Source organism: Novosphingobium sediminicola (assembly GCF_014196525.1).
Taxonomy (GTDB): Bacteria; Pseudomonadota; Alphaproteobacteria; order Sphingomonadales; family Sphingomonadaceae; genus Novosphingobium; species Novosphingobium sediminicola.
Map to the genome: position 1 here is coordinate 322,982 of NZ_JACIDX010000001.1, position 19,804 is coordinate 342,785.

22 protein-coding genes and 1 tRNA gene are annotated in these 19,804 nt (G+C 58.2%); 18 read left to right on the forward strand and 5 right to left on the reverse strand.

Going from position 1 to position 19,804, the window contains the following annotated elements; translation table 11 throughout:
• Nucleotides 1-146: 146 nt before the first annotated feature.
• Both GGR38_RS01610 and GGR38_RS01615 read right to left on the reverse strand, forming a co-directional pair.
• Entirely contained in the window at nucleotides 147-800 is a 654-nt protein-coding gene (locus GGR38_RS01610; RefSeq protein WP_183621993.1) for a hypothetical protein, read from the reverse strand.
• The gene (locus GGR38_RS01615; protein ID WP_183621995.1) at nucleotides 784-1,002 is read right to left on the reverse strand and encodes a hypothetical protein; all 219 of its coding nucleotides are present in this window, start codon (nucleotides 1,000-1,002) and stop codon (nucleotides 784-786) included. The genes GGR38_RS01610 and GGR38_RS01615 overlap by 17 nt, the downstream gene beginning before the upstream one ends.
• Nucleotides 1,003-1,243: 241 nt before the next feature.
• Here GGR38_RS01615 and GGR38_RS01620 point away from each other — a divergent pair, with 241 nt between their 5' ends.
• The 11 genes from GGR38_RS01620 to GGR38_RS01670 all read left to right on the forward strand — a co-directional run bounded on the left by GGR38_RS01620 (nucleotide 1,244) and on the right by GGR38_RS01670 (nucleotide 13,885).
• Nucleotides 1,244-1,582 carry a GPW/gp25 family protein gene (locus GGR38_RS01620; protein ID WP_183621997.1) on the forward strand — a complete coding sequence of 113 codons (339 nt, stop codon included), beginning with the start codon at nucleotides 1,244-1,246 and terminating at the stop codon, nucleotides 1,580-1,582.
• A 27-nt stretch (nucleotides 1,583-1,609) separates the two neighbouring features.
• Nucleotides 1,610-2,749: a phage tail sheath subtilisin-like domain-containing protein gene (locus GGR38_RS01625; protein ID WP_183621999.1), complete on the forward strand. Its 1,140-nt coding sequence runs from the start codon at nucleotides 1,610-1,612 to the stop codon at nucleotides 2,747-2,749.
• 43 nt (nucleotides 2,750-2,792) lie between these two features.
• Nucleotides 2,793-3,293, forward strand: a complete 501-nt coding sequence (locus GGR38_RS01630; protein WP_183622002.1) for a phage major tail tube protein — start codon at nucleotides 2,793-2,795, stop codon at nucleotides 3,291-3,293.
• A gap of 124 nt (nucleotides 3,294-3,417) precedes the next feature.
• The gene (locus GGR38_RS01635) at nucleotides 3,418-3,744 is read left to right on the forward strand and encodes a phage tail assembly protein (protein ID WP_183622004.1); all 327 of its coding nucleotides are present in this window, start codon (nucleotides 3,418-3,420) and stop codon (nucleotides 3,742-3,744) included.
• The gene (locus tag GGR38_RS01640) at nucleotides 3,744-3,881 is read left to right on the forward strand and encodes a GpE family phage tail protein (protein ID WP_183622006.1); all 138 of its coding nucleotides are present in this window, start codon (nucleotides 3,744-3,746) and stop codon (nucleotides 3,879-3,881) included. Before GGR38_RS01635 ends, GGR38_RS01640 begins: the two co-directional genes overlap by 1 nt.
• Nucleotides 3,878-5,863: a phage tail tape measure protein gene (locus GGR38_RS01645; protein WP_183622008.1), complete on the forward strand. Its 1,986-nt coding sequence runs from the start codon at nucleotides 3,878-3,880 to the stop codon at nucleotides 5,861-5,863. Before GGR38_RS01640 ends, GGR38_RS01645 begins: the two co-directional genes overlap by 4 nt.
• Nucleotides 5,863-6,318 carry a phage tail protein gene (locus GGR38_RS01650; RefSeq protein WP_183622010.1) on the forward strand — a complete coding sequence of 152 codons (456 nt, stop codon included), beginning with the start codon at nucleotides 5,863-5,865 and terminating at the stop codon, nucleotides 6,316-6,318. Before GGR38_RS01645 ends, GGR38_RS01650 begins: the two co-directional genes overlap by 1 nt.
• Complete coding sequence (locus tag GGR38_RS01655; RefSeq protein ID WP_183622012.1) at nucleotides 6,318-7,316, forward strand: contractile injection system protein, VgrG/Pvc8 family; 999 nt, start codon at nucleotides 6,318-6,320, stop codon at nucleotides 7,314-7,316. The genes GGR38_RS01650 and GGR38_RS01655 overlap by 1 nt, the downstream gene beginning before the upstream one ends.
• 681 nt (nucleotides 7,317-7,997) lie before the next feature.
• Nucleotides 7,998-10,922, forward strand: coding sequence for an ATP-binding protein (locus GGR38_RS01660; RefSeq protein ID WP_183622014.1), 2,925 nt, complete (start codon nucleotides 7,998-8,000; stop codon nucleotides 10,920-10,922).
• Nucleotides 10,915-12,738 carry a response regulator receiver domain gene (locus GGR38_RS01665; RefSeq protein WP_183622017.1) on the forward strand — a complete coding sequence of 608 codons (1,824 nt, stop codon included), beginning with the start codon at nucleotides 10,915-10,917 and terminating at the stop codon, nucleotides 12,736-12,738. Before GGR38_RS01660 ends, GGR38_RS01665 begins: the two co-directional genes overlap by 8 nt.
• An 82-nt stretch (nucleotides 12,739-12,820) precedes the next feature.
• Nucleotides 12,821-13,885, forward strand: a complete 1,065-nt coding sequence (locus GGR38_RS01670) for a DNA cytosine methyltransferase (RefSeq protein ID WP_183622019.1) — start codon at nucleotides 12,821-12,823, stop codon at nucleotides 13,883-13,885.
• A gap of 196 nt (nucleotides 13,886-14,081) precedes the next feature.
• Here GGR38_RS01670 and GGR38_RS01675 read toward each other — a convergent pair whose 3' ends face one another.
• Entirely contained in the window at nucleotides 14,082-14,741 is a 660-nt protein-coding gene (locus GGR38_RS01675; protein WP_183622021.1) for a S24 family peptidase, read from the reverse strand.
• 86 nt (nucleotides 14,742-14,827) lie between these two features.
• Between GGR38_RS01675 and GGR38_RS01680 the strand changes: the two genes are divergently transcribed.
• From GGR38_RS01680 to GGR38_RS24605, 6 genes are all read left to right on the forward strand, one after another.
• Nucleotides 14,828-15,139, forward strand: a complete 312-nt coding sequence (locus GGR38_RS01680; RefSeq protein WP_183622023.1) for a transcriptional regulator — start codon at nucleotides 14,828-14,830, stop codon at nucleotides 15,137-15,139.
• Nucleotides 15,136-15,591 (forward strand): hypothetical protein, encoded by a 456-nt coding sequence (locus GGR38_RS01685; RefSeq protein ID WP_183622025.1) that lies wholly within the window; start codon nucleotides 15,136-15,138, stop codon nucleotides 15,589-15,591. The genes GGR38_RS01680 and GGR38_RS01685 overlap by 4 nt, the downstream gene beginning before the upstream one ends.
• Nucleotides 15,588-15,959 carry an ogr/Delta-like zinc finger family protein gene (locus tag GGR38_RS01690; RefSeq protein WP_183622026.1) on the forward strand — a complete coding sequence of 124 codons (372 nt, stop codon included), beginning with the start codon at nucleotides 15,588-15,590 and terminating at the stop codon, nucleotides 15,957-15,959. Before GGR38_RS01685 ends, GGR38_RS01690 begins: the two co-directional genes overlap by 4 nt.
• Before the next feature lie 14 nt (nucleotides 15,960-15,973).
• On the forward strand, nucleotides 15,974-16,096 hold the full coding sequence (locus tag GGR38_RS24385) for a hypothetical protein (protein WP_281379348.1): 123 nt from the start codon (nucleotides 15,974-15,976) through the stop codon (nucleotides 16,094-16,096).
• Nucleotides 16,097-16,271: 175 nt separating this feature from the next.
• Nucleotides 16,272-16,412, forward strand: coding sequence for a hypothetical protein (locus tag GGR38_RS01695; protein ID WP_183622028.1), 141 nt, complete (start codon nucleotides 16,272-16,274; stop codon nucleotides 16,410-16,412).
• Between the two features lie 115 nt (nucleotides 16,413-16,527).
• Complete coding sequence (locus tag GGR38_RS24605) at nucleotides 16,528-18,147, forward strand: recombinase family protein (protein ID WP_425497035.1); 1,620 nt, start codon at nucleotides 16,528-16,530, stop codon at nucleotides 18,145-18,147.
• Here the strand turns inward: GGR38_RS24605 and GGR38_RS01715 are convergent.
• A tRNA-Met gene (locus tag GGR38_RS01715) sits at nucleotides 18,104-18,180 on the reverse strand. The two genes, GGR38_RS24605 and GGR38_RS01715, sit on opposite strands and share 44 nt — an antisense overlap.
• Before the next feature lie 245 nt (nucleotides 18,181-18,425).
• Between GGR38_RS01715 and GGR38_RS01720 the strand changes: the two genes are divergently transcribed.
• Nucleotides 18,426-18,821 (forward strand): sugar transporter, encoded by a 396-nt coding sequence (locus tag GGR38_RS01720; protein WP_183622033.1) that lies wholly within the window; start codon nucleotides 18,426-18,428, stop codon nucleotides 18,819-18,821.
• Here the strand turns inward: GGR38_RS01720 and mltG are convergent.
• Complete coding sequence (gene mltG / locus GGR38_RS01725) at nucleotides 18,818-19,789, reverse strand: endolytic transglycosylase MltG (protein ID WP_183622035.1); 972 nt, start codon at nucleotides 19,787-19,789, stop codon at nucleotides 18,818-18,820. The genes GGR38_RS01720 and mltG overlap by 4 nt on opposite strands.
• Nucleotides 19,790-19,804: the final 15 nt, after the last annotated feature.

Genomic DNA, 19,804 nt, shown 5'->3' on the forward strand with positions numbered 1-19,804 from the left:
ATTGCTATAGAAGCACTTGTGCGACCAAAATGATCGACAGCGGTCGTAAACGCGATGTTTGAAAACGATCCTCTGTTTCTGCAGCACTGAAAGGCGATTAGCCAGCGATCATGATTAAAATCTGACAGTCATCCGATTAAGATAACCTAGTCATCAAGCTTGGGCGGGTTTGCCAGAACGGCAAGGCCGGAATCAAGCGAACGCAGATAGTCTGGGTGACTAAGCTTCTCCCATAGATCTAGCCGATGCTCTGCGATCATGGCATCAATGAGCTTTCGAACGATATCGTAATCATCTTTCAACGCCATGCCGCCAGGTAAGGGGGCCAAAGCGGAATCACGGTCCTGAGCTAGCCAATCACGCACACATGTTATGGCCTTCTCAGGCTTGCCTCCGTGCGCGCTAATATCCTGACCGCTAATATCTGACGTGGACATGTCATACTGATGCTTTTTCTCATCTAAGATAAGAATGCGTTTTCGGCGCTGCCTATGATTGCCCTTCATTTTCAAGCCCAGAGACATACCAAGCTCAAGTGGCATGTTGAAACGCGGCATACTGGTCATTTTATCCAGCGTGACCGCAGAAATGTCATGAATTCCTCGATCACATTCCGCGATTAGATCGACGATTTTTTTGATGCGCGTCTCGCCTGAATCACTCACGTCCAGTGCCGTTCTTGGCGTAAAGCCACACGCTTTGACGGTGAAAACGATCGCTCGGAATATCTCCAGATATTCTGAATCAAAAGGGCAGTTGATGAAAACCAGCTGGTTTAGCGAATCATTCCGAGAAGACATGAGCCCTCGAGGCATATTCGCGCATCAATAGCTCCAGCTCTTTGGCCCGCTCATCGCTCTTGAAGCTAGGCTTAATCTTTAGGCCACGATATACAAAAAATGGAGCGCCAGATGATGCGACTTGGAGCAACTTGCCCTTGCCACGCTTAGCCAGCACGCCGCGCTTTTTCTTAACAGAGACTTTGACCCGTTTTTCAGCCATGAATCGTTTATGGGGTTAATGAGCGCTCAGCGCAATGGCAATTATCCGCATTATCGAATTCAGGCTAAGTCCGTGCAGAGAGAATACCGCACGTCACTCAGAATTGTTTCTTCTGGAATCAAAGCTGTGCGTCCTGAGTGACAAAATGGGTGTACCCCGCCCCACCTGACACCCCGGTAAACCGTCCCCTTACCTCGCCCCCCGCTGGCCCCCGCGCGCGCGGGCAGGCATCCCATTCCCCATGAACGGAATGGACGCCACGACTGGAAAGCCCATCTCGGGCGATGCGCATCTGGCGCAGTCGGTGGTCGATATCCTCACCACGCCCATCGGCTCGCGCATCATGCTGCGCGATTACGGATCGCTGATCCCCAGCCTGATCGACGCACCGATCAACGCCGCCACCCCCATGCTGATCCGCGCCGCCACCGTGCTGGCCATCCGCCAATGGGAGCCGCGCCTCTCCATCGCCCGCGTCCGCCTGTTCGGCGCGCCCGCTCTGGGCCAGCTCACCATCCAGATCAGCGGGCAACGCGCCGACACCGGCAGGCCCGCCACCCTCTCCCCCATCACCTTCTGAACCGCCGCCTGACGCAAAGGAACCGCCATGCCCCACGGCCTCACCCTCACCGAATCCACCAGCGGGGCGCGCAGCCTCGCCACCTCCAGTATGGCCGTGATTGGCATCATCGCCACCGCCAGCGCGGCGGCAGGCGTGGCCACCACCGCGCTCAATGCGGCCTTTCCGCTGGGCACGCCGGTGCTGATCACCAACATCGCCGAGGCCATCGGCAAGGCAGGCACCGGCGGCACCCTGCTCCCCACGCTCGAGGCCATCGCCGATCAGGTCACCCCGGTTCTGGTGGTGCTGCGCGTGGAGGAAGGCGAGGACGATACCGAGACCAGCACCAACGTGATCGGCGCCATGCCCACCCTGATCGCGGCCAAGAGCGCGGTGGGCGTCCGCCCGCGCATCCTCGGCGCCCCCGGCCTCGATACCGCCACCGTCACCGCCCAACTCGCGATCGCCGCCAAACGCCTGCGGGGCCGTGCCTATGCCCGCGCGATCGGCGAGAGTGATGCCGAGGTCATCACCTATCGGGAAAGCTACTCGGCGCGCGAATTGACGCTGATCTGGCCCAACACCTCGCCGACCTTCATCGGTGACGCCACCGCCCGCGCACTGGGCCTGCGCGCGCGGATCGATGAAGAGACGGGCTGGCACAAGACGATCAGCAATGTCGCGCTCGATGGCGTTACCGCGACGATCCGCAACATTGCCTTCGATCTGCTGGACAGCAGCACCGAGGCGGGCACCCTCAATGATGCCGATATCGTCACGATCATCCGCGAATTCGGCGGCTTCCGCTTCTGGGGCAACACCACCTGCGCGGGCGATGATCATAGCGAATATCGCTTCGAAAGCGCCGTCCGCACGCTCCACGCGCTGCAGGATATCGTGATCGAGGCCTTTGGCCCGTCCTTCGACAAGCCGATGACGGTCGCGCTGGTCAAGGATCTGCTCGAAAGCTGCAACATGAAGTTCAAGGATCTGGCCACTGATGGGTGGATCATGGGCGCCAAGGTGGAACTCGCCGCCACCGGCAACACCAGCGCGGAACTCGCCGCCGGGCGTCCCAAGTTTGCGCTGCGCTTCACCCCCTGCGCGCCTTTCGAAAATCCCACGGTCGATTTTGCCATCACCGAGGAATTCTACAGCGACTTCGCCTCGCAGGTCGCGGCCTGATCACGCCCGATCCCTTTCGTCCCCCTTCTGACAGGAGCGTCCCATGGGCCTGCCTCGCACCCTCAAAAACCTCAACAGCTTCGTCAATGGCGTCGATTATCGCGGCGTCATCGGCGAATTCGAACAGCCCAAACTTGCCGAGGGCACCAATGACTGGCGCGGCGGCGGCATGCCCGGCACCGTCAAGGTCAAGAATGGCCTTGAAGCCATGGAGGCCACGCTCACCTTCGGCGGCCATGAGACCGGCCTTGTCCGCCAGTTTGGGCAGGATGACACCCGCATCCGCCTCGTCTGCGCCTATCAGGCCAACAGCAACAGCGCCCCGCAGGCCGTCGATATCTACATGCGCGGCAGCTTCAACGAGATCGACTTCGGCAAGGACAAGCCGGGCGAGCAGACCGAACACAAATACAAGGCCGACCTCACCTATTACCGCCGCGAGGTGAATGGCCTGGTCGAGGTCGAAATCGACATGATCAACGGCATCTACATTGTCGGCGGCGTCGATCGCTATGCCGAGATCATGGCCATCCTCGCAGGGTAATCCGCCCCCTTTCCAGATCCGGCACGCGGTCCTTTTGCGGGGCGCCGTGCATGCCGGTGGGCCGGTGGCGCCATCCCCTGCCACCGGCCCCTTCCCCGCCCCGCGCATCCTGAAAGCCCCGCTCATGTCCGAAAGCTCCGCCAGCCATACCTTTGCCCTCGTCGCCCCGATCAAGCGCGGCGAGACCTCGATCGAGAGCCTGACCATCCGCAAGCCCAGCGCAGGCCAACTGCGCGGCCTCTCGCTTCAAAGCCTGCTCTCGCTCGACATCACCGCCATCCTCACCGTCACCCCGCGCATCACCATGCCGCCCATCACGCAGGCCGAAGCCGATGACCTCGACCCGGCAGACCTTGCGGAAATCGGGGGCGCGATCCGCGATTTTTTTATGACGCAGGGCGAGAGGAAGCTGCTGGAGATGATGATCGAGCAGCACGCGCCGAAGAGCTGATGGCCGATATTGCCGCCATCTTCCACTGGCCGCTCTCCGAGATTGCGGCCCTCACGCTGGACGAACTGATCCTCTGGCGCGGCCTTGCCGTCGCCAGTTGGGACCGCATGTGGGCGGGCAAGGAAGGTGAGGCATGAGCGACAAGAAGCTCTCGCTGCTGGTCAATTTCATCGGCATCGACAAGATGACCGGGGTGATGAAGAACATCGTGGGCCTTGGCCGCGATGGCTCCAAATCGATCAAGGCGTTGACCGGTGAGACCAAGAAGCTCGATAATCAGTTGCGCGCGGTGCAGGCCGATATGGCCAAGGGCGCGGGCAATATGACGCAACTGATCGAGAAGGAACGCGCCCTCGAGGCGCAGCTTGCCCAGACCAACCGCCAGCTCGAGCGCCAGAAGAGGCTGGCCGCGATCCGCGCCGATGCCAATGTGATTACCCGGCGCGGCGCCGATCTGCGCCAGCGCGGGCAGGACAATGTGCTGGGCGGCGTCGGCATGGCCACCCCCTTCATCCTCGCCAGCAAGGCCGCGATGGATTTCTCCAGCGGCATGGTCGATATCCAGCAGAAGGCGGAACTCTCGAACGAGGAAACCGCCCGCATGGCCGCGCGCATTCTCGACCTGTCGAAAGTAGCTCACCAATTGCCCGAGGATATGCGCAGCGGCATCGACACGCTCGCGGGCCTCGGCCTCGATCCGCGCAAGGCCATCGAAATGATCGGCCCCATCGGTCGCCTCGGCACCGCCTTCAAGGTCGAACTGGCCGATGGCGCCAATGCGGCCTTTTCCAACCTCAACAACCTGAAAGTGCCGCTGGGTGAGACCGCACGCGCGCTCGATATCATGGCCGCCTCGGGCAATGCCGGGGCCTTCGAGGTCAAGGATATGGCCCGCTGGTTTCCCTCGCTCACCGCGCAGATGCAGGCGCTGGGGCAAAAGGGCACGCCTGCGGTCGCGGATCTGGCCGCCGCGCTCCAGATCGCCCGGCGCGGCGCGGGGGACGCCGATCAGGCCGCCAACAATATCCAGAACCTGCTTTCCAAGATCCAGTCGCCCGAGACGGTCAAGAAATTCGCCAAATTCGGCATCGACCTGCCCAAGGCGCTCAAAAAGGCCGCGCGCGAGGGCAAGACGCCCTTGGAAACCATCGCCGATCTGACCCAGAAGGCCACCAAGGGCGACACGGCCAAGATGGGCAATCTGTTCGAGGATATGCAGGCCCAAGGGGCTCTCCGCTCGCTGATCCTCAACATGGACGACTTCCGCAAGATGCGCGCCGATATCGCCAAAAGCGGCGGCACCGTGGACAAGGCCTTTGCCCAGCGCGAGGCGCAGGACGCCAGCATCAAATGGCGCGACTTCATGGGCGCGGTGCAGCGTCTCGGCATTGTGTTGGGCAATGGCTTCCTGCCCGCTGCCACCGGCTTCCTCACGACCGCCGATGGCATGATCAGCCGGGTGGTCGCTTTTGCGCAGGCCAACCCCGGCCTCACCTCGACCCTGATGACGCTGCTGGGCGGTCTGGTGGCCGCGCGCATCGGCATTGGCGCGCTCCAATTTGCCTTTGGCGGTCTGCTCGGCCCGGTAGCCACCGGCTATCGGCTGCTCAAGCAGTTCGAGACGCTGGGCGGCGTGGTCGCCATCTTCCCCCGGCTTGCGGGCGGCATGTCCTTTCTGGGCAGCGCCGCTGCGTCGGTGCCCGGCATCATCACCGGCCTGCTGGTGGCCCTGCGCGGGCTGGCCGCCTTCATGCTCACCAATCCGGCAGGCTGGTTCCTGCTGGCCGTGGGCGCGGGCGTGGCCGCCTATCAGAATTGGGACTGGATCAAGGAAAAGTTGGGGCTGGGCGGCGCGCCCAAGCCCGGCGCGCAGGCCCCCGCCCCCAAAGCCAATTGGGCCGGGGCCAAACCTGCTAACCCCTTCCCCGCTCTCGCCCCGATCCGGCCCGCTGCCGCCGGTGTTGGCGCTGGCGCTGCCGGGCGCGGCCCGGTCACCATCAACGTCCATCCCGCCCCCGGCCAGAGCGAGGAAGAAATCGCCCGCCGCGTGATGCTCAAAATGGACCATGCGCAGGGCGTGGCGGCACGATCCAACATGAACGCAGGAGATGGTCGCTGATGGCCGATCTGACTTCCACCAGCCTGACCGATCTGGGCAACCCGGTCACGATCAGCCAGCGCGACCTGCTCTCGCCCGCCGTGCTGATGTCGCTGGGCCTGTTCACGTTTGGGATGGAGCAGGCAGCTTACGACCAGCTCTCGCGGCGCATCAACTGGCGGCATGAGCAGAATGACCGCTTCCTTGCCCGCCCTGTCAGCCAGTTTGCCGGGCCGGGCGACGATCATGTCAGCATCGCGGGCACGATCATTCCCGAGGTCGCGGGCCATTACGGCGCGCTTACCTTCCTGATCGAGATGGGCGATACCGGCGACGCCTTCCCGCTGCTCGATGGCCTTGGCACGCTCTGGGGCTTCTATCGCATCGATGCCATCGACCAGGCGCACAAGGTCATCATGGCGGGCGGCATCCCGCGCATGGTGGATTTCTCGCTCGAACTCTCGCGGGTGGAATGATGGCGGCGAATAAAGCGGGCCTGCGCCTTAAGCTCGAAAATGGCACCGATCTGGCCGACAAGATCGACCCGCGCTTCCTCTCGCTCACCTTGGTGGAAAAGCGCGATGGTTCCGCCGACGAGCTGACGCTCTCGCTGCAAAATGCGGACGGCAAGCTGGCCGTGCCCAGCGCGGGCCAGATCCTCAGCCTCGCGCTGGGCTGGGAAAGTCGCTTCGATGCCTTTCCGGTGGGCCTTGTCGACAAGGGCCGGTTCCGTGTCGATGAGGTCGAGGAGAGCGGCCCGCCCGACCAGATTGTCATCCGCGCTCGCTCGGCGGATCTGGCCGGCACCTATGCCAAGCGCCGCAACCGCGTCTGGCATGACACCACGCTGGGCGCGCTGATCAGTGAAATCGCCGCGCGCCACGGCATCACCGCCCGCGTCCACCCCGATCTGGCCGCCCAGCCCATTGAGGCGCTGGAGCAGCACAACAAGTCCGACATGGCGCTGGTACAGGATCTGGGCAAACGCTTCGATGCGGTGGCGACATGGAAAGACCGCAAGATCCTGATCCTGCCCAAGGGCGGAACCACCACGGCGGGCGGGAAGAGCATTCCGACGATCACCCTGACGCGGCAGGATGGCTGGAACTGGCGCTTTATCCGCGCCGAGCGAGGCGGGCAGAAGGGCGTCGAGGCGCAATATCACGATGGCGCATCCGGCGCGCGCAAGACGGTCTCGCAGGGGGCAGGCGATGCCTACCGGCTCAAACACATCTACGCCAGCAAGAGCAGCGCCACCCGCGCCGCCAAATCCAACCTCGCCAAGCGCCTGCGCGCCAAGAGCAAGTTCGAATATTATCTGGCTGTGGCCGATTGCCGGTTGCGGCCAAATCAGGGCGTGACGCTCAAAGGCTGGAGCAAGGCGGTCAGCGATACCAAGTGGCTGATAGAGAGCGTCGAGACGACGATGGCGGACAAGGGCCTGCGGCAGATGGTCAGGTTGGAGGGGGCGTAGTGCCCCTATATTAACATCTCCGCGATCACATCGATCCGTGGCGAGCTGGCAAACATTCAGTGGCGAGTGAAGCCAATGTTATGCCCTACTGGTTAGCTGCTTCCGTATGCAGCAACCAAAAGCCTCAGGTATCCAAATTTCTCCTTCGCTAACTCCATTGTCTGAAGGCGCAAATCGGGGGCGGCCCTGCCAACAAACTCCATGGGCATTTCGACGCCATGGAAGTTTTATCGGCATTTCGCTAACCATTTGAAAAATCAATAATACCTACAAGATGAAGTATCAAATTCCAGACATTTCCGCCTGCACTCCTTTATCCGGCGCCTAAGGCGATGACAACCACGCTGAATAGGAAGCCACTGGTCAAAAAACGCAATGGGACTGCCATGCATGTTGCGGCTAACACCACCATTTTTGCGACTTGTCACCGGCAGGAAATTTGAACGGATAGAACACAGCATGCCGCTCAGTTACGAGCGAAACAGAGTCCGACTGCCGATTGCAACCGATCTGGTAATTTTTGTCAATCTGACCACGAAGAATCCTAGCATTCTCGCCAATTTTGTGCTGTTCAATAATGTGCAGTGAAGTCGTATCATACCAATGCTTTGGTCCGTATGACATGGGGAGATAGTTTGTGTTCGGAATTGCATTTTTGGAGCAGGTCGCTCCCACCTCACAATGACACCGTCGCGTATTACCTTTCAGACTAGAGCGAGGACAATCGACCATCTGGGTCGCGGGCAGATAGCTGACTGTCCGACAGCCGTTAGCGAGCTTTGGAAGAATGCATACGATGCTTATGCTGATGCTGTGTCTTTGCATATTTACGATGGCGCAACTCCAATTGCCGCGATTTTTGACGACGGCATTGGAATGTCCAGAGAAGATTTTCTCGAGCGCTGGTTGGTTGTCGGAACTGACTCAAAAATTCGTAATGACTCCGATCGCACAGATATACCGCCCGGACATTTACCCCGCCCACGCCAAGGTGAAAAAGGCATCGGGCGCTTATCAGCTGCATTTTTAGCTCCTGTTACCCTCATTCTATCGAAACGTAGGGAGCACGATTTTGCGGCAGTAATGGTCGACTGGCGTTTATTCGAAAATCCGTTCCTTGCACTTGAAGACATTGCAGTCGCCGTTGAAAGCTTCAAGAGCTTAGATGAGCTCACTCCGCTTTTGACATCGATGCGATCGACACTTGCAGCGAACGTAGCCCCTAGTAACGATGACCCTCGCTGTGATCGACTGGTAGATGCATGGACCCGTTTTGACGATTATGAACGATCTATCGGTCTTGTTGAGACTACATCAGATCGAATATTATCATTCCAAGACGTTGTCATCTCAGATCGTCATTTGCTAGATTGGCCAGCTTATGGAGGCGCCAAAGAGACAGGCACCGCAATTCTCTTGCTAGGCGTCCACCGCGAGCTTTCTGTACAGGTTAGCACCTCTGCTTCGGATGACGATGCAGAGATTCAGACCGTGCGCTTGGATTTGATCAGGACGCTGACCGGCTTCACTGACCCATTTCAAGAGCGCCGCGAGGCATTCGATTACGAGGTGGTAATTCATCAAGGTGGATTTCGGCGATCATTGGTAAGTGCAAATGACGTATTTGGCCTTGATGAGTTTCGTTCACTTGAACACTCGATCGAAGGGGACTTTGACGAAGCGGGTGTGTTTCGGGGAAAGTTGAGAGTTTTTGGCAAAGATAGAGGCGAAATCGTCCACGTCCCCCGCAGGCCACCTCCACGCGCTGCACGTGAGCGCTTAGGCCCATTCTCATTCTGTATCGGCACATTCGAAGTAATGGCTGATAGTTCGACGCATTCCGATGAGATCCATGCAGCCATGTACGCGAAGGCGGAAAAATACGGCGGCGTTTACGTCTATCGAGATAATTTGCGAATTATGCCCTACGGAAATCCGGAGGCCGACTTATATCAAATCGAAGAGAGGCGATCTAGACACGCGGGGCGTAACTTCTGGTCACATCGCCGCAGTTTTGGGCGCACTGCTTTTAATAGAGAAAATAACCCTAACCTACGTGACAAGGCTGGTCGCGAGGGATTGGTCGACAATCGCGCATTTCGCGAACTTCAAATACTTGTAACGGATTTGCTAAGCACCGTGGGCAAAAGGTATTTTGGCACGGATTCTGACATACGTAATGATGAATTGCCTGAAATTCAAAAGCGTAACAAACTGGCAAAGGAAGCCGCGAATAAGTCCACTCGCGCTAGATCTTCGACATTCAGGCGTTTTTTAAAAGAAAATGCCGACGCGACCCGCCATGCGGTTGCGCATTCAGTTGCACTTCGCCAACGGCTCGCGGTCGCCATAGAAGTCCAAGACGCAGGAGAAGTTGCAATCATCGCTGATGAAGTCGAAAAGCTTCAACAAGATCGCGACCGCTTGCGACTTCCGCCACTTCCAGCCCGCCTGGGAGATCAAGAGGTTGCCTACCGACGCTACAGAGACGATTATCGGGCACTTAGTGCCACTAGCGAGTCTCTAGGGAGCGAGTTGTCTGCGGCCTTGGAAAGCCTTCGCGTCGAGGATCCAGAAGATGTTGCAACACGAAGGTTGCACAGCAACCAATCGAGGTTAAGCGCAAAAATCGACCGTTACCGTCGCACGATCGATGGGCAGATGGTCGAATTGCGTGGCAAATGGCACTCACAGGCGGAATCTGATTTCAAGCAATACTATCTGCGCGCCAGTCCTCTATTAGGGGATCTTGGGAATGGGTTACGTCTATCAACAGTGCTGAATGGATTAGATGCCATCGCTGCCGAGCTCGATGAAGACTTTGCGGCCCGTTATGAGCCGTTTTTGAGAGCACTAGAACAACTGCGCAATGACATCGACCTAGATGGAGCCTTAACTGTCACCGAGAATGAGCGTGTACAGCTAGATCGCCGTGTCAATGAATTCAATGTTCTGGCACAAATGGGAATCGCGATCGAAATCATCGGGCATGAGCTTGATACAATGGATGCTGAAGTACGCCGTAATCTGCACCGACTTCCACAGGAAATTAAAAAAAGTGATGCGTTTCGCCTAGCCTTTGAGGCACACACTGCGATTACCGAACGCCTCCGATTTTTAGCCCCCTTAAGACTTGCAGGCTACCGCTCTCGGGAGACAATCACCGGTGAGTTTGTAGCAAATTTCGTTGAGAACTTCTTTCAGCGCCGATTTAAAGATGATCGGATAATTTTTGAAGCAACGAAATCATTTCGCTCCATCCGAGTGACAGACTTAAGGTCTCGACTCCTTCCGGTTTTTATCAATCTAGTTAATAACGCGCTATATTGGGTGAGATTTGTCGATAATCGGAAAATTACGCTCGACTGTGTGAACGACCTCGTTGTGCTTGCGGACTCCGGTCTAGGCGTTGATCCCGACGATGTAGCCAACCTCTTTGATCTGTTCTTTACACGCCGTACGAATGGACGCGGTGTAGGATTACATCTTTGCAAACTGAACCTTGCTGTATCACATCATGACATCCGTTATGCTGGACAAGATGATCCAAAAATCCTGCCCGGTGCCAATTTTATCATAGAGTTTCGAGGCATGACCCATGGCTGAGCTAGCCACCTACGAAGACGCAATAGTTGAAACCCTGCGAAAAAGAGCAGTGCAGTCTGCCATCTTGATCGATGATCGCTTTCCGACTTACATCGACCTGCTCGCCATGCAGGACCAAGATGAAATTCGTGAAAATTTTCAAGACGTGGATGATGCTAGGCGCCTCTACCGCCTTATGCATGAAAATAAGATTGTCTGTGACGTAGAAAACGTTGTTGGACATGTGGATGATGCGTTCTTGGAAAAGATCCGGAAGAGTGATCTGGTGGTACTCGACTGGAATTTAAATCCTAATGATCATGGAGATTGCGAAAGCGCCGTCAATGTCCTCTGCGGACTTTCAATTAGCCCGCACTTTAATTTAGTTGTAATCTACACCCGCGACGAACTAGATCAAGTTTGGACGCGTTCCGCAGTTCGCTTGCATGGCGGCTGGCGTGAAAAAGAAGATCTCGGAAACGATCTTGATCTCGGCGGCCAAGACTTGGATCAATTATTGGAGGATATCGATCCAGATGGTCATGTGAATTTCGTTACTGATGAAATGCTGCAAAATTTCGTTCAAGGAGGATTAAAGAAAATAAAAAATTACAAGGATTTAATTAATGACCTCGTAAAACAAACCGGTATTCCAGCCAAATCAGGATCTGAGCTGCTTACGATTCTGATTCATCGAGCAGCCATCAAACGGCATGGCGCTTTAGCTGACGGCTCATGCGCTCGGGTGATCGAAGGAAGCCCCGGCGGAAATTCCCGCTACATCAATGTTGGGAGCCTCTTTGTTTGTCTAGTATCTAAGCCTGTCGGAGATGAGCAGGCTGAACAAACCATTTTTGATCACCTGGACCGGGCTCTGGTCACTTGGAACCCGAGCGTCTTACAACTTCTGGTGTCTGAACTCCAAAATGAGCTAGAGCACCACTCGTATGCATTCGACCACTCCCGCATGCCATCCAACAAGCTAAAGGCTGGTTGGATGTACCATATGCTTCGCATGCATTGCGGAGCTGATGGAGGGAAAGAAGCAGTTTTGGAGGCGCTAAACCTGCGCTTAATCGAGACAATTGAAGAGTCTATCCGTGGACAAATGTCCGTTCCGACATCGAACCTGAGTCGGTTTGGGCAATGTGTAACTCAGCTTGCAGTAACTCCATTCGGAGATCTTGAAACCAAGTCAGAAATCGATTTGGTTAGGGATGCAGTTGCCGCTGCTGGCTTGGACTTCAATGAAAGCATGCCATGTGAGGTACTGCATGCCCTAAACGAATATCTCTCTGCAGATCCATTCCGAGGCGGCCACGTCACGGTTGGCTCCATTTTGTGCGATGCGAGCAAAGACCACTGGTGGCTGTGTGTCTCGCCTGCCTGCGACATGGTGCCACGTAAACACAGTGATGAATTTAGCTGGCAATTTTCGGTGCATCCATTCAGGCCAATGACCTTGTTAAAGCTTGAAAAAGGACGCCCTAGTAGCGTGCTCGCAGAAGCCGAGCAGGGAGCAGCAATTTTTGTTACTGTAGGGGAAGATCACATATTTCTTCGTGCGACAGAGGCAAAGACACGGCAACCACGTCCGATCACTTGCTTGCTTGAGAAAAATGGATTTACTGGTCACGATGTTTGGCAAAAGTATGGCTTCGCATTCCACGAGTTAAAACCGAATGAGGATGAACTACGCTCTGTGCGCACGGAAGTTTTCGCAGTCAGTCAGTTGCGACCGCACTATGCTGCGCGCTTTCAGCATTTAGCAGGTGGTCACCAGTCCCGCATTGGTGTCGATTATGTGCGATATGGAAAATCTGGGTCTGACGGATAACGGCCCTTACTCTTGACCAAAGGCCCTAGAGAAGCTGCTCTGGCTGGTTGCATGTGGGTAAAATTTCGTGTCAAGGGGGCTAATGACGTGGAAATTGATCGATCTATTTTGTGGGGCTGGCGGTATGTCGCTGGGCTTCACGGACCCCCGTTTCTGCGGAGGTTTCAGCAGCGTGGTCGCGGTTGACAGCGATGCTGCTGCGATCGCCACTCATCAAGAAAATTTTGACGGTGAGTCAGTGTGCGGCAATATCGCAGACTGGCTCGAACATTCCGATGTGCCGCTTGCCGACGTAGTGATTGGCGGGCCACCATGCCAAGGGTTTAGCCTCCTCAACATGAAGCGCAGCGGGGATGCCAGACGCGCCCTTTGGGAGCCCTTTCTGGATGTTGTTGCTCGTTCAAATGCTCGCATCTTCGTTATGGAGAATGTTGCAGAACTATTTCGTTCTGGCGAACTGGATGGAATTCGCAGCCGTGCTGTTGAACTTGGCTTTCAAACGAAGGCTGCTATTTTAAATGCAGCAGATTACGGTACGCCGCAGAATCGTCGACGCACAATTGTTGTAGGATGGAAGGATAGCCTTTGGCAGCCTGAATTTCCTCCACTAAAAACTCATGCCGAACCAAGTCTTGGCTTGAATTTACCGCCATGGCGTACCGTGCGTGATGCGATCGCAGACTTGCCTGCGCCTGTTAAATTAGAAATTGGGGGACCCGCACCTCTGAACCTTCATATTCGGAGGACACCAACGGAAAAAAGCATAGCACGGTATGAAGCTGTCCCCCCCGGAGGGAACCGTTTCGACCTCCATCGCAATGCTCCAGAACTCACTCCAAGCTGCTGGATACGGAAAACATCAGGTGGTACAGATCTATTTGGAAGGCTGTGGTGGGATCGCCCATCGGTTACCATTCGAACTGAGTTTTATAAGCCTGAAAAGGGTCGCTACCTTCATCCAGAGGCTCACCGCCCGATCACTCATCGCGAAGCGGCACGACTGATGGGTTTCCCTGATGACTTTAGGTTCATCGGAACAAAGGTAGAAATTGCGCGCCAAATAGGAAACGCAGTCCCACCGCCACTAGCGGGCGCACTCGGCCGATTGGTGGCGGATATGCTGGCGCCTATGGCAAACAGGACTTAATATATTAAATTAAACAGTTGAGAGATTTAGGTACTTCTAAAAGCACTGACTTTAGGCGTCTGCGTAGGCAGAACTAACAGCAGATTATGTGGGGATTTTGTCCCAGATGAGACCGACTGGTCCGACCTTAGCACCAGTCACTAATCGCTCCCAATTATTGCTCACCCCGTCAGTGCTAACGGGTCTGAGCAAAACGTCACATCTTCCGAACCACCGCGACAATCCTGCCGATTATGTGAACATCTTCCGGCATGACGAAGCGCGAGCGAACGGATTGGTTATCGGAAATAATTTCGATCTGGCCTCCACGGGCCGGGCCGATACGCTTGATCATACCCATGCCTTCATAGGTCATGGCCCAGATCAGATCGGCATTGTCCACCACCTGCTGGCGCCGGTCGATCAGGACGATGTCGCCGCTCACCATGGTCGGCTGCATGGAATCTCCAACCGCATGGGCGAAGAACAGATCTTCTGGCGGACTATGGGTAAAGGCACGCAGCCATTCGCGCGGAAAATGCTGAACCTTGTAGTTTGGCTCGCTGTCGAGAAAACTCGCCCCCATGCCCAGCGTGAGATCGAACTCGCGAACAGGTACAAGCCCTAAGTCTTCAGCCACAACCTCAATGGAAGGCGGCGCGACATAGCCTTCGCTAGGATCGTCAGTTTCACCTGACAAATAAGCAGGTGTCGTCCGCAGCTCCGCCGCGATCTTATGGAGATATTTTGTCCCCACTTTATTACGATTAATCAGATTGTTGATTGTCGGCTGTGCGACGCCGACACGGCGCGCCAGTTCTGCCTGAGACAGATTAAGCGCCTTCAATTGGCTATTGATTCGGTCCCCGATGCTCACACAAACTGAGCTATAGAAACAGCTATAGCTCGCCATATCGTATTTGATATTGACTTACCTATAGCTTTTGAAATACCCATGCGGACATGTCCAACGCGCCCACACCCTTTGAAGCCCTGCAAGCCGCGCTTAACAAGGCTGGCTCGCAATCCGCCCTCGCCCGCATTTGCGGCGTTTCGCAACCCACAGTCTGGAAATGGCTGCAAACCCGCCGCCTCCCACCGATCCATGTATTGGCTGTCGAAACCGCCACCGGGATTTCCCGCCATCACCTGCGCCCTGATATCTATCCCGCTGAAATCCCCGCCGCTCCGGCCCGCTTTCTGGACGTAGATCATGGCGCCTCCCTCGTCGCGTTCAATCGCGGCACGGCTTTGCGTGACGGAGCCTCGGCATGACCCTGCGCCGCGAACCGCTCACCTATGAAAACACGATGCTGGCCGTGGCCAAGGTGCTGGGCTGGGATACGGTCGCGGGCATCTGCGGCGTGTCCTCGCGCTCGGCGCGCTATTGGGCCGAACCGGAATGCCAGAAACAGATCCGTATGATCGACGCCGAAAGGCTCGACCGCGCCTATATCGAGGCGGGCGGCGATCACCGGCCCTTTCACCGGCTGATGACGATGCGTCTGGATATTGCCGATATGGCTGCCAATGCCGGGCTGGCCGATCTGACCACGCTCACGGCCATCGTGGCCAAGGAAGCGGGCGAAGCCGTCTCGGCCCTGATCATCGCGGCCCAAACGGGCGACCGCGCCAGTATCCGCAACGCCCGCAAGGAAGCCGAGGATGCCATCCACGCCCTGCATGCCAGTGTGGCCGGCATCGAAAGCCGCGAGGCCCACGCATGAGCGGCGAAGGCGCGCTGGGCCATCGCCCGCTGGTCTATGCGCCGCTCGAATTCCGCCTGCGCTCGGGCGGGGGACAGGCGAAGGGCAAGGCTTTCATCACCTGCCCCAAATGCGATGCGCCGATGTTCATCCGCCGGTCCGAACGCCAGACCGAGACCGTCAAACATATCGATGCCCATTGCACCAACACCGGCTGCACCATGACCGGCATGTTTGAGCTGGTCTTTGTCCACTTCTTCAATCCCGGCCTTCTCGACCGCGCCGATCTCAAGCTCAAGGCCTGCCCGCGCGATCAAATCCCCCACGTCCTGCCGCCCCCGCGTGAGGAGGCCGACGATGGGCAAATTTCCATGTTCGATCCCTCCTGACAGCGAGGCCCACCATGCCCAAAGCCGCTTTCATCATCGCCACGACCGCCCTGCTTTTCACCACCGCGCTGCTGGCCGTTGACCGCGTGATCGCGGGCGCCGTGCAATGCAGCGCCCTTGCCTGCCTCAACGCGTGATGGCCTGCCCAGAGCCGCCCTCACGCGGCGCCTTTCTCTGGAGCATCGCCCTCCTGCTCGGCGCCCTCTCCGGCGCAGCCTTGGCCGAACTCACCGCCCTTCCCCGCCCTGCGGGTCGCACCGCCCCGATCAGCGCCCAAGGCGCGGTCGGGGCACCCTTGCCGGGCGTCACCGCATGACGCGCCCATGGAAACCCGAAGGCTGCGCCGATTGCGGCCTGCTCCACCCCACCCACAGCCTCAACGGATCGCACGGCCCATGGCGCTGCCGCGATTGCCATGTCGAGGCGCAGAAAAAGAACAGAAAGGCCGCCTGATGCCGAGCACCGATCCGCCCGTTCCGAATCGAATCGCGGAAATCATCTTTGCCTTTGCCCGCGAAATGGCCGCCGACGAAAACCTCTTCCAGAACATCAAAGACGAAACCGAACCATGCATCGCTGCGCCATCTACGCCCGCTTCTCAACCGACCGACAGTCCGAAACCTCGGCGGAAGACCAGATCCGCGAATGCACCCGCTTTGCCGAAAGCAAGGGTTGGCAGGTCGTCGAAACCTATCACGATCTTGCCATGTCAGGGGCAAACAACCGGCGCCCCGGCCTGAACCAACTGCTGGCTCATATTCAGGAACGCCGCTTCGATACTTTGCTGGTCGAGGATCTCGACCGCATCGCGCGCGATCTTGAAGACGTGGCCGGGATTTTCAAACGTGTCCGCTTCGCAGGCGCCCGCATCTGGTCGCTCTCTGCTGGTGAAATCTCACAGCTTCACATCGGCCTGAAAGGCACGATGGATGCCATGGAGCTGGAGAAAATGGCGGACAAAATCCGCCGTGGTCAGCGCGGCTCGGTGGCGCGCGGGCGCATCCCCGGCGGGCGGACCTATGGCTATGACGTGGTTCGACAGCTCAACGACCGGGGTGAGCTGGATCGCGGATTGCGGTCCATCAACCCGGAACAGGCCGTCATTGTCCGCCGCATCATGGAAGAATATGCCGATGGCCGTGGCCCCAAGGCTATCTGTCGCAGCCTGAATGCCGAAGGCATCCCGTCCCCCAATGGCGGCGAATGGAGCGTGTCGGCCATTGTCGGCTCGGCAAGCCGCCGGATCGGCCTGCTCCAGAACCCGATCTACACCGGACGCTTTGTCTACAACCGGGTCAAGATGGTCCGTAACCCGGAAACGCGCAATCGGGTGAGCCGCGTCAACAATGTCGAGGAACACGCCGAGACCTACATTCCCGAAATGCGGATCATCAGCGACGAATTGTGGGATCGGGTCACGGCCATCCGCACAGCGCGCTCAAATGGCCCCCTTGTTCGAGCCAAACGCCCCCGCCACCTGCTCTCGGGTCTGGTCCGCTGCGGCGTGTGCCAGGGCGGCTTTGCCGTCTATTCGGCCAACCGCCTTGGCTGCAACAGCCATCGACGCGGCGGCAATTGCCCGAACAACCGCACAATCACCGTGCAGGAATTGCAGACCCGCGTCATGGCCGGGCTTGAGGACAAGCTGCTCGCCGACGATGCCGTGGCGCTCCTGCTCAAGCAATATCAGACCGAACGCGACCGGCGCCTGCGGGAAGGCGGCAAAACGCGCACCTCGAAAGAAAAGCGACTGCGCGAGACCGAGGCTGCGATTGCCCGTCTGGTGTCGGCCATCGCTGATGGCGGCGCCGACTTCACCGAGATCCGCGCGGTGCTGAACGAAAAGAAGCTCGAACAGCAACGCCTTCGAGCCGAATTGGCCGACGAGCCGCCCATGCCCGAACTGTCGCTCAACCCCAAGGTGGCCAAAGCCTACCGCGAAAGGGTAAAGGCTCTCCTCTCCGGCCTACGCACCGAGGAGATCACCGACAGCTCTGCCTCAGGCCAAATCCGCGCGCTGATCCACACGGTTCACGTCTCGCCGGGCGAGCGCAAATGCAAAGTCGAAATCCTAGGATCGCTGGAAGCCGCACTGGCTCTGGCCAATACCAAAACAGCAAAGGCGGTGCCTACAACTGTTAAGGTGGTAGCGGAGGAGGGACTCGAACCCCCGACACGCGGATTATGATTCCGCTGCTCTAACCTGCTGAGCTACTCCGCCCCATGACTGGCGGCGACCGTGTCGGTCACCATTGCCCGGTGCAGGCGGGCCGAATAGCCACGACGGGCAAAGGCGTCAACAGCCCATTGCATGTTTGGTGAAATTTTTTTGTCAGAGGGCAAAACCGCCTTCCGGCACCTCCGCCCCGCACGATGGAGATGCTTGCGCATAGCGGGGCCCTCTGTCACATTCCGGGCAAAATACGGGGGAGACAGCCCATGCCGAAAACCGCCGGAAGGCAACGCATGATCGCCATCATCCTGACGGTGTGGAACGCGGTGGGCGTGGCCATGTGGGCGCTGCAATCCAGCACCAGCCCGGAAACGCTGGCACAAGGCGACAAGGTGCAGATCGAGGTGTGGCAGGCGATGCCGCTCTGGGCGTGGATCGCCTATGCGGTGGGCACGTGGAGCGGGCTGCTGGGCGCTGTGGCGCTGTTGCTGCAAAGGCGGGCGGCGGTGTGGCTGTTTGCGATTTCCACCATCGGCATCGTCGCGCAGTTCAGCTATGCGCTGGTCCTCTCGCCGCTGGTGGCGGCCAAGGGGCCGGGCGTGATCGCCTTTCCTGCGGTCATCTTTGCCATTGCGCTGGGCTCGATGGCCTATGCCCATGCAGCGGCCGGGCGCGACCTGCTGAGCTAGATCTCTCCCCTCTGGCGGCGGATGGCGAACCAACGTTCGACATTCTTGTTATGCTCTTCGAGCGTGTTGGCAAAGGCATGACCCTTGGTGCCGTCAGCCACCATATAGAGCGCCTGCGTCTTGGCCGGGTGCAGCACGGCATGGATGGAATCGCGCCCGGGATTGGTGATCGGCCCCTTGGGCAGGCCCACCATCGAATAGGTGTTGTAGTCGTTCTTCGCGGCAATCTCGCTCTGACGGATGCGGCGGCCCAACGGCTTGCCCTGCGTGATCGGATAGATGATCGTCGGGTCGGCCTGAAGCATGATATGCTGGCGCAGGCGGTTCGAATAGAGGCCCGCCACCATCGCGCGCTCCTCGGGCTTGCCGGTTTCCTTTTCGACGATGGAGGCCAGCGTCAGCGCTTCTTCAGGCGTCTTGGCCACCGTGTCGGGGCCACGCGCGGCCCATTCCTCAGCCAGCACCTTGGTCATCGCTGCCTGCATCGTGGCCACCACCGAGGCGCGGGTGGCGCCCTTCTTGATGTCATAGGTGTCGGGCAGGATGCTGCCCTCACGCGGGGCATCGACCGTGCCGACAAGGTCCGCATTGGCCAGCAGCTTTTCGCGCACCATCACCGAAGGCAGACCCTCGGCAATCGTGACAAAGCGGCGCAGCACCTGATCGCCGGTGATGATCGCCAGAATCTGCTGCTCGCTGGCGCCCTTGGGCAGCAGGAATTCGCCGGCCTTGATGCCCGCCCCGGCCCGCATCAGCTTGGCATGGAAACGCAGCGCCCGCGCCGAATAGATCGCACCCTCACGCTGAAGCTTGGCCGCCACCACCGTCAGCCCCGCGCCATCGGGCACGGTAAAGGGCCGATCCTGCGGCAAAGGCCCCGCGCCATACCAGCCATGCAGCAGGCTGGCCACCGGCGCGCCAATGGCCAGCGCGGCCACGCCAAGAACGATCAGGACGGGTTTCTTCATGGGCGCTTCCGGCTC